10 protein-coding genes and 1 pseudogene are annotated in these 13,376 nt (G+C 72.1%); 6 read left to right on the top strand and 5 right to left on the bottom strand.

The features are described from left to right. Positions 1-212 precede the first annotated feature (212 nt). Positions 213-1,973, top strand: a complete 1,761-nt coding sequence (locus tag V9U70_RS16805; protein ID WP_336676089.1) for an LCP family protein — start codon at positions 213-215, stop codon at positions 1,971-1,973. Positions 1,974-2,021: 48 nt separating this feature from the next. Continuing rightward, positions 2,022-3,752 carry an LCP family protein gene (locus V9U70_RS16800; protein WP_336676087.1) on the top strand — a complete coding sequence of 577 codons (1,731 nt, stop codon included), beginning with the start codon at positions 2,022-2,024 and terminating at the stop codon, positions 3,750-3,752. Positions 3,753-3,840: 88 nt separating this feature from the next. On the opposite strand, the gene V9U70_RS16795 is transcribed toward V9U70_RS16800, so the two are convergent. Further along, positions 3,841-4,869, bottom strand: coding sequence for a glycosyltransferase family 2 protein (locus tag V9U70_RS16795; protein WP_336676085.1), 1,029 nt, complete (start codon positions 4,867-4,869; stop codon positions 3,841-3,843). Between the two features lie 181 nt (positions 4,870-5,050). Here V9U70_RS16795 and V9U70_RS16790 point away from each other — a divergent pair, with 181 nt between their 5' ends. Then, a complete protein-coding gene (locus tag V9U70_RS16790; protein ID WP_473828699.1) occupies positions 5,051-6,556 on the top strand; it encodes an LCP family protein in 1,506 nt (501 codons plus the stop codon). Between the two features lie 189 nt (positions 6,557-6,745). Here the strand turns inward: V9U70_RS16790 and V9U70_RS16785 are convergent, their stop codons facing one another. After that, positions 6,746-7,294 (bottom strand): acyl-CoA thioesterase, encoded by a 549-nt coding sequence (locus V9U70_RS16785; protein ID WP_336676083.1) that lies wholly within the window; start codon positions 7,292-7,294, stop codon positions 6,746-6,748. Positions 7,295-7,411: 117 nt separating this feature from the next. On the opposite strand from V9U70_RS16785, the gene V9U70_RS16780 reads away from it, so the two are divergent. Then, a complete protein-coding gene (locus tag V9U70_RS16780; RefSeq protein WP_336676081.1) occupies positions 7,412-8,704 on the top strand; it encodes an LCP family protein in 1,293 nt (430 codons plus the stop codon). A gap of 72 nt (positions 8,705-8,776) precedes the next feature. Here the strand turns inward: V9U70_RS16780 and V9U70_RS16775 are convergent, their stop codons facing one another. Together V9U70_RS16775 and V9U70_RS16770 are read right to left on the bottom strand one after the other, a co-directional pair. Beyond that, complete coding sequence (locus V9U70_RS16775) at positions 8,777-9,787, bottom strand: DUF5954 family protein (RefSeq protein WP_336676079.1); 1,011 nt, start codon at positions 9,785-9,787, stop codon at positions 8,777-8,779. Between the two features lie 174 nt (positions 9,788-9,961). After that, a complete protein-coding gene (locus V9U70_RS16770) occupies positions 9,962-10,432 on the bottom strand; it encodes a hypothetical protein (protein ID WP_336676077.1) in 471 nt (156 codons plus the stop codon). 269 nt (positions 10,433-10,701) lie between these two features. Here V9U70_RS16770 and V9U70_RS16765 point away from each other — a divergent pair, with 269 nt between their 5' ends. Both V9U70_RS16765 and V9U70_RS16760 read left to right on the top strand, forming a co-directional pair. Continuing rightward, entirely contained in the window at positions 10,702-11,274 is a 573-nt protein-coding gene (locus tag V9U70_RS16765; RefSeq protein WP_336676075.1) for a dihydrofolate reductase family protein, read from the top strand. 120 nt (positions 11,275-11,394) lie between these two features. Further along, complete coding sequence (locus V9U70_RS16760) at positions 11,395-11,910, top strand: DinB family protein (RefSeq protein WP_336676073.1); 516 nt, start codon at positions 11,395-11,397, stop codon at positions 11,908-11,910. A gap of 650 nt (positions 11,911-12,560) precedes the next feature. Here the strand turns inward: V9U70_RS16760 and V9U70_RS16755 are convergent. Beyond that, positions 12,561-13,256, bottom strand: a pseudogene (locus V9U70_RS16755) (eCIS core domain-containing protein); the annotation flags it as partial. Positions 13,257-13,376 lie beyond the last annotated feature (120 nt).

Genomic DNA, 13,376 nt, shown 5'->3' with positions numbered 1-13,376 from the left:
GACGGAGAACACAATCGACGCGTAATGGGAAGAATGCCCGGTTGTAAGGGGCGTGCAATGTGTCACGCACGTCGCTCGACGTGGAATCGGCCGGATAGTGTGACGCGATCCGGTGCTTCCGGCCGTCAGGTCGTGCACTGCTGGAGCGAAAGAACGAGCGCCTTGCCGGGGGAGGGCGCCTCGCGTGGCACCGACGGAGGACTCAGGCAACCGTGGACGCGCATAGCCGTGGGCGGGCGGACGATATCGACCCCGCCGACCAGTGGGTGCTCAACCCGCATACCGGCAATTACGAATTGCGACTGGATCACTCCGCAGGGGAGTCGCCCGCCGTCGCGCGCACGGCCACGGCGGAAGGGGCCGGCAGCCGCCGCGAGGTGCGGTCCGGCTCTCCCCGTGAGGGCCGCGGGAGGGACGGCGTCCCCCCCGGCGGCCCGCGCCGCGAGGTGCCCGGCCAGCGCAGCCGCCGGAGCACCCAGGGCGGACGCGGGGCGGAGCCGCCCGCGGCGGGCCGCCGCAAGCGCAAGCCGAAGAAGTCGCGGAGGAAGGCGGCGCTGCTGTGGACGGGCGGGGTGATGGCGTTCGTCGTGGTCGCCGGATCGGCCGGCGCCTACGTCCTGTACCAGCAGCTCAACGGCAACATCGACACCGTCGACGTGGGCGACGCCGGCAACAGCGACGTCCTCAGCGACGGCCCGATGAACATCCTGATCATCGGTACCGACAAGCGCACCGGCGAGGGCAACAAGGGGTACGGCGACGCGGGCAGCGCCGGCCACGCCGACACCAACATCCTGTTCCACGTCGCGGAGGACCGGACCAACGCGACGGCGATGAGCATCCCGCGCGACCTGGTGACGGAGATCCCCGACTGCGAGACCAAGCAGCCGGACGGGTCGACGAAGGTGATCCCCGGCACGCCGAACGTCCGCTTCAACACCAGCCTCGGCCAGGAGGGCCGCGACCCGGGCTGCACCATGCGGACCGTCGAGGCGATCACCGGCATCAAGCCCGACCACTTCATGATGGTCGACTTCAACGCGGTCAAGGAGCTGACGACGGCGGTCGGCGGCGTCAAGGTCTGCATGGCCAAGCCGATCGACGACCCGAAGTCGCATCTGAAGCTGCCCCAGGGCGAGTCGAAGGTGCAGGGCGAGGACGCCCTGGCCCTGCTGCGCACCCGGGACAGCTTCGGCAACAAGAGCGACCTCGACCGCATCAAGGTGCAGCAGCAGTTCCTCGGCTCCATGATCCGGGAGATGAAGTCGAGCGACACCCTCACCAACCCGAAGAAGCTCTTCACACTCGCCGACGCGGCCACCAAGGCCCTGACGGTCGACCAGGGCATCGGCAGCGCGAAGAAGCTGATGACACTCGCCCAGGAGATCGGCAAGGTCGACACCAAGAACATCAGCTTCGTCACGATGCCGGTCATCGACAACCCGGCCGAGCCGAAGCCCGTCACCGTCGTCGTCCACCCGGAGCAGGGAGAGCAGCTCTTCTCGATGCTGCGCTCCGACACCTCGCTGACCGAGGTGAAGAAGCAGGAGAAGGCCGCCAAGGGCAAGCAGGCGGCCCTGCTGAAGGGCCCGCAGGCCGCTCCCGCCGATGTGCGCGTGGACGTCCTCAACGGCGGCAGCATCTCCGGCGCCGCGGGGGCGACCGTCACCTGGCTCCAGAACGAACAGGGCGTGCTGAAGTCCACCAACAAGGCCAACGCCCCCGAGAAGATCGACAAGACGACGCTGGAGTACGCGCCCAACCAGGCCGACCAGGCCCGCGCGCTCGCCGCGATGATGGGGCTGCCCGCCTCGGCCATGAAGCAGGGCGCCACCGACGCCGAGGGGCTTCAGGCGATGGTGCTCACGCTGGGGGCGGACTTCAAGGGCGCGGGACAGCTCATCACCGGGCCGGCGAAGGCTCCGGAGAGCGCCAAGCAAGCAAGCGCCGACAAGGCGGTATGCGCCGAGTGACACCGGGTATCCGCGCCGCAGCGACGGCCTGAACAGCAGGGGGGTCCGGTGGGACGGAGCAGTACGCCCGGGGAGGGAACGCGGTCACGCGTCCGCCACACGACCGCGGACGAGCGGGACCGGAGCCGGGGCCGCGGCCGGGAGGAGAGCCCGCAGGACGGGACCCCGTACGGGGCGGGCGGCGGCCAGGGCCCCGGCGGTCGGGCCGACGAGGGCCGGGGCCGCCGGGCGCCGAAGGGCCGGCGCGGCGACGGCGACCGGCCCCGCGGGCGCAGCACCCGCCGCGCACCGAAGAGCGGGAAACGGCGCGTGCTGCGCTGGAGCGCCTCCGTGCTCGCCGTGCTGATACTCGGCACCGGCGGCGCCGGTTACCTCTACTACGAGTACCTCAACAGCAACATCAGGAAAGAGGATCTGACCCTCGGCGACGAGCAGATGGCCGACCACAAGGCCAACGCCGCCGGGCAGACCCCGCTGAACATCCTCCTCATCGGCTCCGACGCCCGCGACTCCAAGGCCAACCAGAAGCTGGGCGGGGCGAAGGAGACCTTCGGCGCACCGCCGCTCGCCGACGTGCAGATGCTGCTCCACATATCCGCGGACCGCAGCAACCTCTCGGTGATCAGCATGCCGCGCGACACCATGCTCAAGATGCCGAAGTGCACGGCCCCGGACGGCGAGGTGTTCCCGGCCTCCACCGTGGACGTGCAGACGAACGAGAGCCTGGGGCGCGGCGGACCGGGGTGCACGGTGGCCACCTGGTACGAGCTGACCGGTATCAGGATCGACCACTTCATGATGATCGACTTCGCGGGCGTGGTGTCGATGGCCGACGCCATCGGCGGCGTGCCGGTCTGCGTCGACGCGAACATCCACTCGCGCGGCCGCGACGGCAAGGGCTCGGGGCTGAAGCTGGAGAAGGGCACCACCTACGTCCAGGGCGAGCAGGCCCTCGCGTGGCTGCGCACCCGGTACGGCTTCGAGGACAACACCGACCTCGGGCGCGCCAAGGCACAGCACCAGTACATGAACGCGATGGTCCGGGAGCTGCGCAAGGGCACCAAGCTCACCGACCCGGCCAAGCTGATGAACCTCGCCGAGGCCGCCACCGAGGCGCTGACGGTCGACAAGGGCCTCGACACGGTCAAGAAGCTCTACGACCTGGCCGAGGAGTTCAAGAAGGTCCCCACGAAGCGCATCACGATGTCGACCATGCCGAACGTCTACGGCACCGGCGTGAACAGGGGCCGGGTGTACCCGAAGGCGGGAGACGCGGAGCAGTTGTTCCGGATGGTCCGCGAGGACGTACCGCTGGACGGGAAGGCGTCGAAGCGGAAGAAGCCGCAGGAGGCCGTGGAGGACCCCTCTGCCCCGGTCGGGGACATCGCCGTCGCCGTGCGGAACGGGACCGCCACGGACGCGCTCGGTCCGGCCTCCGGGCGTGCGGGCGCGGTGGCGGACCAGCTGAGGGAAGCCGGGTTCACGAAGACCACCGTCGACGCGGCCGACGTGGCCGGGGCGGCGCGGACCGGCGTGCTGTACCCGAGCGCGGATCTGGAGGGCGACGCCCAGGCGGCCGCCAAGGCGCTGGGCATCCCGCTGACGCAGGTGAAGAAGTCCACCGACGTCTCGGGGATCTCGCTCGTCGTGGGCGCCGACTGGCGGGAGGGCGAGGCCTACCCCGTGCCCGAGGGCCAGGAGAAGACCCCGGAGTCCGCGGGGGCCCTCAACGGCGAGGAGGAGGCCTGTATGAAGGTCAACCCGGCGTACACCTGGTGACGTGAGGGGCGTGCGCCTGCGGGGCCCACCGCGGCGGTGGACCCCACGGGCGCGGACGCCGGGACCGTACGGGGCCGGCCCGGGCCCGTCAGACGGTTTCGGCCCTGCCGGTCATCGCCGGGCGGCGGCTCGCGATGACCTTCTTCGCCAGGGACCGCGGGCTGGTGAGGAAGCCGAACCCCCAGCACATGTGCATCGTCGCCAGGGCCACCGGGATCTGTGCGCGGGCCTTCAGCGACAGCCCCTTGCCGGCGGGCAGCGAGCCGGCGACGATGGCGGCCGCGTAACCGCCCGGGACGACCAGGGCCCACGGGGTGAGCGTCGCGCCCACGACCAGGCCCGCCGCGATGGCGACGACGGCGGTCGGCGGGGCCAGATAGCGCAGGTTGATCGAGCCGGGGTGGTAGCGCGCGACGACATGGCGCCACCGGCCGTAGTCCTTGTACTGCTTGGCGAGCGCCTTCACCGTGGGGCGCGGGCGGTACTGGACCCTCAGCTCGGGCGAGAACCAGATCAGCCCGCCGGCCTCGCGGAGGCGGAAGTTCAGCTCCCAGTCCTGCGCGCGGATGAACTCGACGTTGTAGCCGTCGGCCCGCTCCAGCGCCTCGCGGCGGAAGACGCCCAGATACACGGTCTCGGCCGGGCCCGCCTGGCCGCCGGTGTGGAAGGCCGCGTTGCCGACGCCGATCTTCGAGGTCATCGCGGCGGCGACGGCGTCCTCCCAGGCGTTCTCGCCCTCGGCGTGCATGATGCCTCCGACGTTCTGCGCGCCGGTCTCCTCCAGGAGGCGCACGGCCGTCGCGATGTAGCCGGGCGAGAGCATGCCGTGGCCGTCGACCCGTACGACGATCGGATGGCGGGACGCCTCGATCGCCGCGTTGAGGGCGGCGGGGGTGCGGCCGGAGGGATTGGGGACGGTGTGGACCCGGGGGTCCTCCGCGACCAGTTCGGCGGCGATGGCGTCGGTGCGGTCGGTGGAGGGGCCGAGCGCGATCACGACCTCCATCTCCCCGGCGTACTCCTGCTCCAGGATGTGCCGGACCGAGTTCCTGAGATGGCGTTCCTCGTTGAGCACCGGCATGATCACGGAGACGGCGGGGTACTGCGCGGCAGACATGTGGTCCTCGGGGGTCCTCGGGGCGCCGGGGGTTTCGCACCCCTGGAGGCGGCGTTATTCGGCCGCCACGTTACCGCGAACGGGGGATACCGGTGCGCCCCGCCGGGTCGCGGGCCGGGACGCAGATCGTATGGGCCTACCGTGCGATGGTCCCCCCTGCACCGCGGAGGTGTCTCCCCCCGTGCCCACGCCGCCACGACCGCAGCGCCCGCCGTGCCCCCGCGCCACGCCCCCCGGGCGCCGGCCGCCCCGGGGCACGCGGCCAGTCCGCTCCCGCACGCAGGACGAGCGGCCCGGCTGGGGCATGCGGGCGGCCGTCGGGCTGTCCGTGCTGGTGCTGGGGGCCGGTGGGATCGGTCACGCCGTGGTGAGCGAGCTGGAGACGGGGATCGGCCGGGTCGACCCGTTCAAGGACATGAAGAACCGCCCTCGGGCGGGCGGGGGCATGAACCTCCTGCTCGTCGGGACCGACGGCCGGGACACCATCACGCGGGAAGAACGGGAGAAGTACCGGCTGGGGGGCGAGCCCTGTCACTGCACCGACACGATCATGCTGATCCATCTGTCGGCGGACAAGCAGCGGGCGAGCGTCGTCAGCCTCCCCCGGGACAGCTACGCCGAGATCCCCGCCCACACGGACCGCACCACGGGCGAGCAGCACGCCTCCCACCCGGTGAAGCTGAACGCCGCCTACGCGGAGGGCGGGCCGACGCTGACCGTGCGCACGGTCGAGCACATGACGGGGGTCAAGATCGACCACTATCTGGAAGTCGACTTCACCAGCTTCATGAAGACGGTGGACGCGGTGGGCGGGGTGGAGATCTGCACGGCCCTCCCGATGAAGGACACGTACAGCGGCCTGGACCTGCCGGCGGGCAGCCATGAGCTGGACGGCGGCCAGGCGCTCCAGTACGTCCGCGCACGCCATGTCGACGGGGGCTCCGACCTGGGCCGGATGCAGCGCCAGCAGAAGTTCGTGGCGGCGCTGATCGAACAGGTGACGAGCAGCGGCGTGCTGCTGAACCCGGTGAAGTTCCAGCAGGTGTCGGCCTCTGTGCTCGGCTCGGTCCGGGCCGACAAGGGTTTCGGCACGAAGCAGATGCTGGCGCTCGGCTCGGCGATGCGGGGCTTCAGCCCGTCCTCGTCCGAGTTCGCCTCCGTCCCCGTGGGCAACCCCAGCTTCCCGGTGAAGGGCATCGGCGCGACGGTGCGGTGGGACGCGGCGAAGGCGAAGAAGCTCTTCCGGGCGCTGCGTGAGGACGAGCCGCTGGCCCCGGCGGAGCCGGAGTCCGCGGCCGGGCCGGAGGAGCCCGCGGCCGCGCTGGTCGATGTGGCGCCGCGGAAGGTCCGGGTCCAGGTCTACAACGGGACCTCGAAGGACGGCCTCGGCCGGGCCGTGGACGAGCAGCTGCGCGGCACCGGGTTCGCCACGACGGGCCTCCCGCTCAACGGGGAGCGGCGGGATGCGAGGCGGACGGTCGTGACGTACGACCCGCGCTGGGACCGTTCGGCGCAGTCCCTGGCGGCCGCCCTGCCCGGCAGTGAGCTGGAGGCGGTGAAGGGCCACGGCGGGACCCTGAGCGTGACGGTGGGCTCGGACTTCACGGAGGTGCGGCGGGTGAGGTCGGGGAGCCGGGAGGCGGGCGAGTTCTCCACGGTGAGGGGCGACGAGGTGGTGTGCCCGTAGAAGGCGGGGCGTGAACCGCGCAGGCGGTCGGGCGCACCGGCCGGAGGCGCGGGTCACGGCGGGTCGGGGACCGTGGGAGGGCCTCGGGGGCCGGGCCGTGAGGGCGCGGCGAGCCTTGGGCCATGGGGGCCTCGGAGGCCGGGCCGTGAGGGCGCGGGGGACCGCACGCCGTGGGGGTCGCGGCGGGTCTCAGTCGTCGATGCCGTCGGCCACGCGCTTCTCGCGCAGCTCCTTGATCGCGCGGCGGCGGGCGAGCCGGTGGGTGCGCCGGATCTGTGCCTCCTGGTAGCGCCGCTTGTCCCGCTCGGTCTCGGGGATCACCTGCGGTACGGCGCGCGGCCTGCCGTCCCCGTCGACGGCGGCGAAGACCAGATAGGCGCTGCCGACCTGCTGGGCGGGGGTCGACTCGTTCCAGCGCTCGGCCATCACACGGACGCCGACCTCCATCGAGGAGCGGCCGGTCCAGTTGACCTGGGCGCGCACATGGACGAGGTCGCCGACCCGGACCGGCTCCAGGAAGACCATCTCGTCCATCGAGGCGGTCACCGCGGGGCCGCCGGAGTGCCGGCCGGCCACGGCGCCCGCCGCGTCGTCGACCAGCTTCATGATCACGCCGCCGTGCACCGTGCCGAGGAGGTTGGTGTCGCTGCCAGTCATGATGTGGCTGAGGGTGGTGCGGGAGGCCGCGGTCGGCTTGCCCGGAATCTCGCCCTCCGGGCGGGTGGCCTGATCTGTCATACAGTCCACCTTATGCGCGGCTCCGGGTCTCGCCGAATGCATCAGCTTCGCAACAGCCCCGGTGCAATTTCCCTTACACCCTGTAATAGGTGTGCGCGGGGACGGCACACTGGTCGGATGAACGATTGGCCCGATCGCCGGACCGGCGACCGCAGCGAGCGTTACGGGCAGGGCAGCGCCGCCCCCCGGCCCGAGAGCGCACGGGCGATGCCGCACGTCCGCCGCCCGGCCCCCGCCCCTCCGGCGCAGGCGCCGCGGCGGCCGCAGGTGCCGCCGCAGGGCCGGGGGCACGACGACCGCCACCGGTCCGGCGCCCCCGGCCACGGGGGCCCCGCCGCCGGGTACGACAGCGGCTACAACACGGGCCAGGTCTACGGCGCGGGCGGCGGCCGTCGCGGCGGCGACGGGGGCTACGTCCAGGGCCGCCCCGCCCCCGACTGGCGTCGCCGGATCAAGCTCGGCGCGCTGACCCTGGTGGTCGTCGTGCTCGTGGTCTCCGTCTCCACCTACTTCTGGGCCGACTCGAAGCTGAAGCGCGAGGTCGACCTCGCGAAGGTCATCGAGCGGCCGGAGGCCGGCGACGGGACGAACTACCTGATCGTCGGGTCCGACAGCCGTCAGGGCATGTCGGACGAGGAGAAGAAGCGGCTGCGCACCGGTTCCGCCGAGGGCAAGCGCACCGACTCGATGATGATCCTGCACGACGGCTCCAGCGGACCGACGCTGATCTCGCTGCCGCGTGACTCCAACGTCGAGATCCCGTCCTTCAAGGGGTCCGAGTCCGGCAAGGTGTTCCCGGGCCGGGGCCGGCAGGTGAAGCTGAACGCCGCTTACGCCGAGGACGGACCCGAACTGCTGGTGCGGACGGTGGAGTTCAACACCGGCCTGCGCATCGACCATTACGTCGAGATCGGCTTCGGCGGCTTCGCGAAGATCGTGGACGCGATCGGAGGCGTCGAGCTGGACATTCCGAAGGCGTTCAAGGACAAGAAGTCCGGGGCCGACTTCCAGGCCGGCAAGCAGACGCTGAACGGCGAACAGTCCCTGGCCTTCGTGCGGACCCGGTACGCGTTCGCGGGCAGCGACCTCGACCGGACGAAGAACCAGCAGAAGTTCCTCGCGGCGCTGGCGAGCCAGACGGCGACGCCGTCCACGATCCTCAACCCGTTCACGCTGTACCCGACGCTGGGCGCGGGCCTCGACACGCTGATCGTGGACAAGGACATGTCGCTCTGGGCGCTGGCTGACATGTTCTTCGCGATGAAGGGCGTCACCGGCGGCGAGGGCACCTCGATGAACATGCCGATCTCGGGCAGCGTGGGCAGCAACCTCGTCTGGGACAAGGCCAAGGTGAAGCAGCTCGTGGAGCAGCTCAACAACGACGAGAAGGTCACCGTCACCGGCGACTGACGCCGGTCGCCGACCGGTTCACGCGCTACGGGCCGGGCCCGTCGGGCGGCACGCCGTCCGACGGGCCCGCCGCTATGCGCCGTAGGTGATGACGCCCGACTCGTCCATGGCGGGGTGCATCTGGGAGGGGCCGTACGCGTCCGCGTCAGAGGGGCGCGGCTTCTCCGGCCCGTCGGGCCCGACGCGCATCACGCGCTCGACCCTGACGATGTCGAACCGCCTTCCCCGCACCACCAGTTCATTGGGCCGGGTGCGCTCGGCGAACCGGTCGGCGGCACGGGCGTGGACGAGCGCCTCCTTCTCGTCGGCCTTCCCCAGCCGGGGCAGGGACACCGTCAGATGGTGGACGAGGGAGCGCCGGGCGCCCTGCGGGGTGGCGTGCAGACCGGTCACCATCGACCAGGAAGCCTCCTTCCGCTCCATCGCCCGGAACGCCGGAGGGAGCAGGACGACCCCCGGGTGGCTGGTCAACGCCCTCCGGGAATCGGCCCGTACGTCGTCGGGGAAGCGGCTCGACGTGTACGAGAGCGACAGCAGGCTCGCCCGGCCGAGCCCCTCGGTCAGTCCGACGGCCGCCGCGTGGTCGATCACGAACCCGTCGTCGCACGGGGGTTCCGGCGCGTTCGGGTCCCAGTCGTCGGAGTCCACGTCGGTGGGCCGGGGCGGCTCCAGCCGGCCGCCGCCGATCCGGGCGAACTCGTCGGCGCGCACCACCCGGTAGCGGACGCCGGCCGCCGACACCTCGTCGACCGGCTCCGTCTCCAGCCGCGCCACGGCGGCCAGCAGCGACCGCCGCACCGCCCGGTCGTCGGTGTCGTCCTTCGCCATGAACCACAGGTGCGAGTTCAGCTCGTCCCGGGCCATCTGCGGGAAACCCGAATCCATCTCGCCCAGCAGCCGCCAGCGCGGCCGGTCGCCGCGGCGCTGCTCGGCGAGCCCGAACATCGGCCCCCGGACCACGATGTCCGGGTACGTGCGGAGGGAGGCGAACGCGTCCGCCTCCGTGACCTCGAAGACCGGGTCGTCGCGACGCGTGACGTTGATGGTCAGGTGGTCCGGTGAGAGCTCCGGGTGATCGGCCATGTGCCCAGTGTGCCGAACCGGGCGGCCGGTGTCCGGGTTTCCGCCGCACAGGGCTCTCCGCGGCCTCCCGGCGCACGGGCCGGCCCCGACGGGCGCGCCCCGCCGGGCCGGACGCACTGCTCGGCGTCGTCGGAGGCGGTCCGGAGGTCGGCCTCACCGTTCGCGCGTGCGCCGTCATGCCGCCGGGCCCTTCGGTTCGACCTCGGCGAAGTCCTCGTGGAGCGCGTCCAGGTAGCGTCCGGTCGGTTCGCCGGCCGGGTCCAGCTCGGCCAGCCGCCAGCGCGGCAGTCGCTCCTCGACGTCGGGGGCCAGCGAGCCGTCCGCGGGGTCGGAGAGGGCGTGCAGCACCCCGAACGCGGTCTCCCTCGCGATCTCCCGGGCCAGCGCGCCGAGGTCCTCCGGGGTGAGCCCGGCGGCGAGGGCGCGCTCCACGGCCTCGGCCGCCGACCCGCCGCAGCGATAGGACTCCACCCACCGGTGCGCGCCCGCGCCCCACGCGTCGATGTCCTGCCACACCGTGCGCAGGAACCGGTAGCGGGCGAGCTGCGGGAGGCCCTCTTCGGCCTCGGACTCGGCCCAGTCCTCCGCGTCGCCGCCCGCCCCCAGGGCGCCGAAGAGGGCGGTCAGCCTGTCGAGTTCGGTCATGGGGAGGGAGGGTAGCGGCCGGGGCGGGGACGTATCACGGGTACGGGGCGCTGCGGGCGGGGGCGCCACCGCTTCGGAGCCCGGGGCGTGCTCCGAAGCGGTGGCGCACGCGGGGAGCGATGAGTTTCCGCCCGGCGCGCGGTCAGTACCTCCGTGAGGATTCAGTACCTCCGTCACCACGCGGTACACCCCGCGAGGGCCATGGACCGGGAGCCGCGGGCCGGCGCCGAGCGCCGGCCGGGACACGGTCACGACACACAGGAGCTCCGATGCGCACCCTGATCAGCACCGCCTTCGTCTCGCTCGACGGCGTCATGGAGGCCCCGGGCGGCGAGCCCGGCTACCGGAACTCCGGATGGACCTTCAAGGACGTGGAGTTCCTCCCCGAGGCGTACGCCATCAAGGAGCGGGAGCAGGAGGAGGCCGCGGCGATGCTGCTGGGCAGAGCGAGCTACGAGGCCTTCAGCGCGGTCTGGCCGGGCATGGAGGAGTTCACCGGGTACAACGCGATGCCGAAGTACGTCGTGTCCACCACCCTCTCCGACGACGACCTGGTGCCCGGCTGGGGCGCCACCACGCTCCTTCGGTCGCTCGACGAGGTCGCCGCCCTGAAGGAGACCGAGGGCGGCCCGGTCCTCCTGCACGGCAGTGCCGCCCTGAACCGGGGCCTCTCCGACGCCGGCCTGATCGACCGGTACCACCTGCTCGTCTTCCCGCTGCTGCTCGGCGCGGGCAAGCGCCTGTTCAGCGACACGGACAAGGACCGCCAGAAACTGAAGCTGGTCGAGCACGAGGCGTACGCGAACGGCATCCAGAAGAACGTCTTCGACGTCGTCCACTGAGACGTAACCGGCAGAGCCGTCACGGCGTGTGCCCGGCCAGCCGCGCCGCGCCCGCTTCGGGGCGCGGCTGGGCCCGGAAAGAGGTCGACACCCGCACCGCGCCGGGGGAGACTCCTCGCGATGACTCGACGAACCGACACGCCCCCCACCTGGGACGAGCGTGCGCAGCTGACCGCCTTCCTCGACTACGCCCGTGACACCGCGCGGGCCAAGTGCGAGGGCGTGTCCGCCGAAGACGCGCGCAAGGCGCCCCTCCCGAACTCGCCGCTGATGACGCTGTGCGGCCTGATCAGCCATCTGCGGTGGGTCGAGCACTACTGGTTCCACGTGATGTTCCTGGGCGAGGAGGACGACGGCCCGCTCGCGGAGGCGACGGAGGAGGACCCCGACCCGGAGATGCGGACAGCGGTCGACGTCCCGCTGCCCCAGCTCCTCGCGGAGTACGAGGAGCAGAGCGCCCGCTACCGCCGCCTGGTGGCCGGGCACGGCCTGGACACCCCAGCCGAACGCCCCATCGGCGACGGCCGCCACGTCGACCTCCGCTGGGTGATCCTCCACCTCATCGAGGAGACGTCCCGCCACAACGGCCACCTCGACGTGGTGCGTGAACTGGTCGACGGGCAGACCGGGGTCTGACACCCCGGCCGCCCGGACGAGGACGGGCGCGGCCCCCGGGGCCGGAGGGCGCCTCACCACACGGGGCCGCCACGGCTTCCGCGGCCCGGGCCGGCGGGCGGGTCCGCTGCCGCCGGCCCCGCCCACGGGCGCCGCTACGGGAGTTCGTTGAACCGGTACTCCCGGCGGTTCCACTGGGGCTGCGGGTCCGCCAGGACGGCCTCGCACACCTCCGCCACTCGCGACCAGTGGAGGATGATCTCCTTGTTGCCGAGGCCCTCGTCGTCGGCGTTCATGTACGCCCCGTCGTACCCGTCCGCCAGGATGGAGTCCATCAGGTAGGCGCCGGCGGGATAGTTCCTCGCGGCCTTGACCATCGCGGCCTTGGCGTCCCCTCCGATGCTCCCATCGTCCGCTGTGCGGCCGTAGATCTCCAGGAGCTTGAGGGGCTGGGTCAGGGTGATCTGGAGGAGGTTGTTCCCTTCCTCCATGTACCCCACCGAGACGTTGGCCGGCGTGCCCAGGTAGCAGGCCCCCCATTCGCCGTTGGTGTGGAAGGTCGCGGCCGCCGCTATCAGCGCCTGTCCGTTCTCCCAGTCACCGCCCTTGAAGGCGACGGTGCCGGCGCTCAGCGTGTGGGTCCGGAACTGGAGGTCGGGCTGCTCCCCCGCGGCCGTCCGCTGGACGGCCGGTTCTGCGGGGCCACGCCGCGCGGAGGCCTCTTCCCGGTCGTCGGCGAGCGACTGCACGGGGGCCGGGCCGCGCATCGCCCGTGTCGCGTTGGCCTCCGCCTCGCGTTCGAAGCGGTCGGACGGGTCGGAGACGCGGAGCCCTGACCCGTTGTCGGTTCCGGCGACGGGGCCCTGGCGCTGCTGGATGACGTGGGTGAGTTCGTGGGCGAGCTTGTGCTTGCCGCCGCCGCCGTCGCCGATGACGACGTGGTTGCCGCTGGTGTAGGCATGGGCGCCGACCTCGGCGGCCGACGCCTTGGCGGCGGAGTCGTTGTGGATGCGGACGTCGGAGAAGTCGGCGCCGAGCCGGCTCTCCATGTCGGTGCGGGTGGCGTCGTCGAGGGGCCGGCCAGGGGTGCGCAGGACGTCGTGGACGGCGGACCGCTGCACCGCCTGTTCGGGCTGGGGGTGGCCGCAGCCGTCCCCGTGCTGGTGCTCCTCCTGCGCTCCGCGGTGGCCGGCGTCGCGGAGCATCTGCACGACAGCGGCGTTGCCCACGGCGCTCTGCTGAGCGAGGAGGCCCCGCGGCGGGGACGATCCCGGCCGTGCCGATGCGACTGCCGCCCGCGCGGCGCCAAGGGTCCGTCGCCCCTTGCCCTGGTCGCCCGTTCTTCTCTCTCCGCCCTGCGTCTGCACCGAGCGCCCCTTTCCGTGATCGACAGCCCGGGTTCCTGGATACAGGGGAGCCGAGACACGCGGCTAGGGCTGCGAGGGCAGAGCTCGGCGTCTGAACAGGCAGTACGGCCGGTCGGCCCC

The sequence above is a fragment of the Streptomyces pratensis genome, assembly GCF_037137275.1.
Lineage (GTDB): Bacteria > Actinomycetota > Actinomycetes > Streptomycetales > Streptomycetaceae > Streptomyces > Streptomyces pratensis_B.
The sequence above is the reverse complement of the archived record's forward strand: the minus strand, read 5'-3'. Positions and strand labels throughout refer to the sequence as shown.

Bases quoted from the DNA above. Each gene is read 5' to 3' on its own strand.
- V9U70_RS16795 (WP_336676085.1), bottom strand. From the start codon at position 4,869: ATGTCTGCCGCGCAGTACCCCGCCGTCTCCGTGATCATGCCGGTGCTC.
- V9U70_RS16785 (WP_336676083.1), bottom strand. From the start codon at position 7,294: ATGACAGATCAGGCCACCCGCCCGGAGGGCGAGATTCCGGGCAAGCCG.
- V9U70_RS16780 (WP_336676081.1), top strand. From the start codon at position 7,412: ATGAACGATTGGCCCGATCGCCGGACCGGCGACCGCAGCGAGCGTTAC.
- V9U70_RS16775 (WP_336676079.1), bottom strand. From the start codon at position 9,787: ATGGCCGATCACCCGGAGCTCTCACCGGACCACCTGACCATCAACGTC.
- V9U70_RS16770 (WP_336676077.1), bottom strand. From the start codon at position 10,432: ATGACCGAACTCGACAGGCTGACCGCCCTCTTCGGCGCCCTGGGGGCG.
- V9U70_RS16765 (WP_336676075.1), top strand. From the start codon at position 10,702: ATGCGCACCCTGATCAGCACCGCCTTCGTCTCGCTCGACGGCGTCATG.
- V9U70_RS16760 (WP_336676073.1), top strand. From the start codon at position 11,395: ATGACTCGACGAACCGACACGCCCCCCACCTGGGACGAGCGTGCGCAG.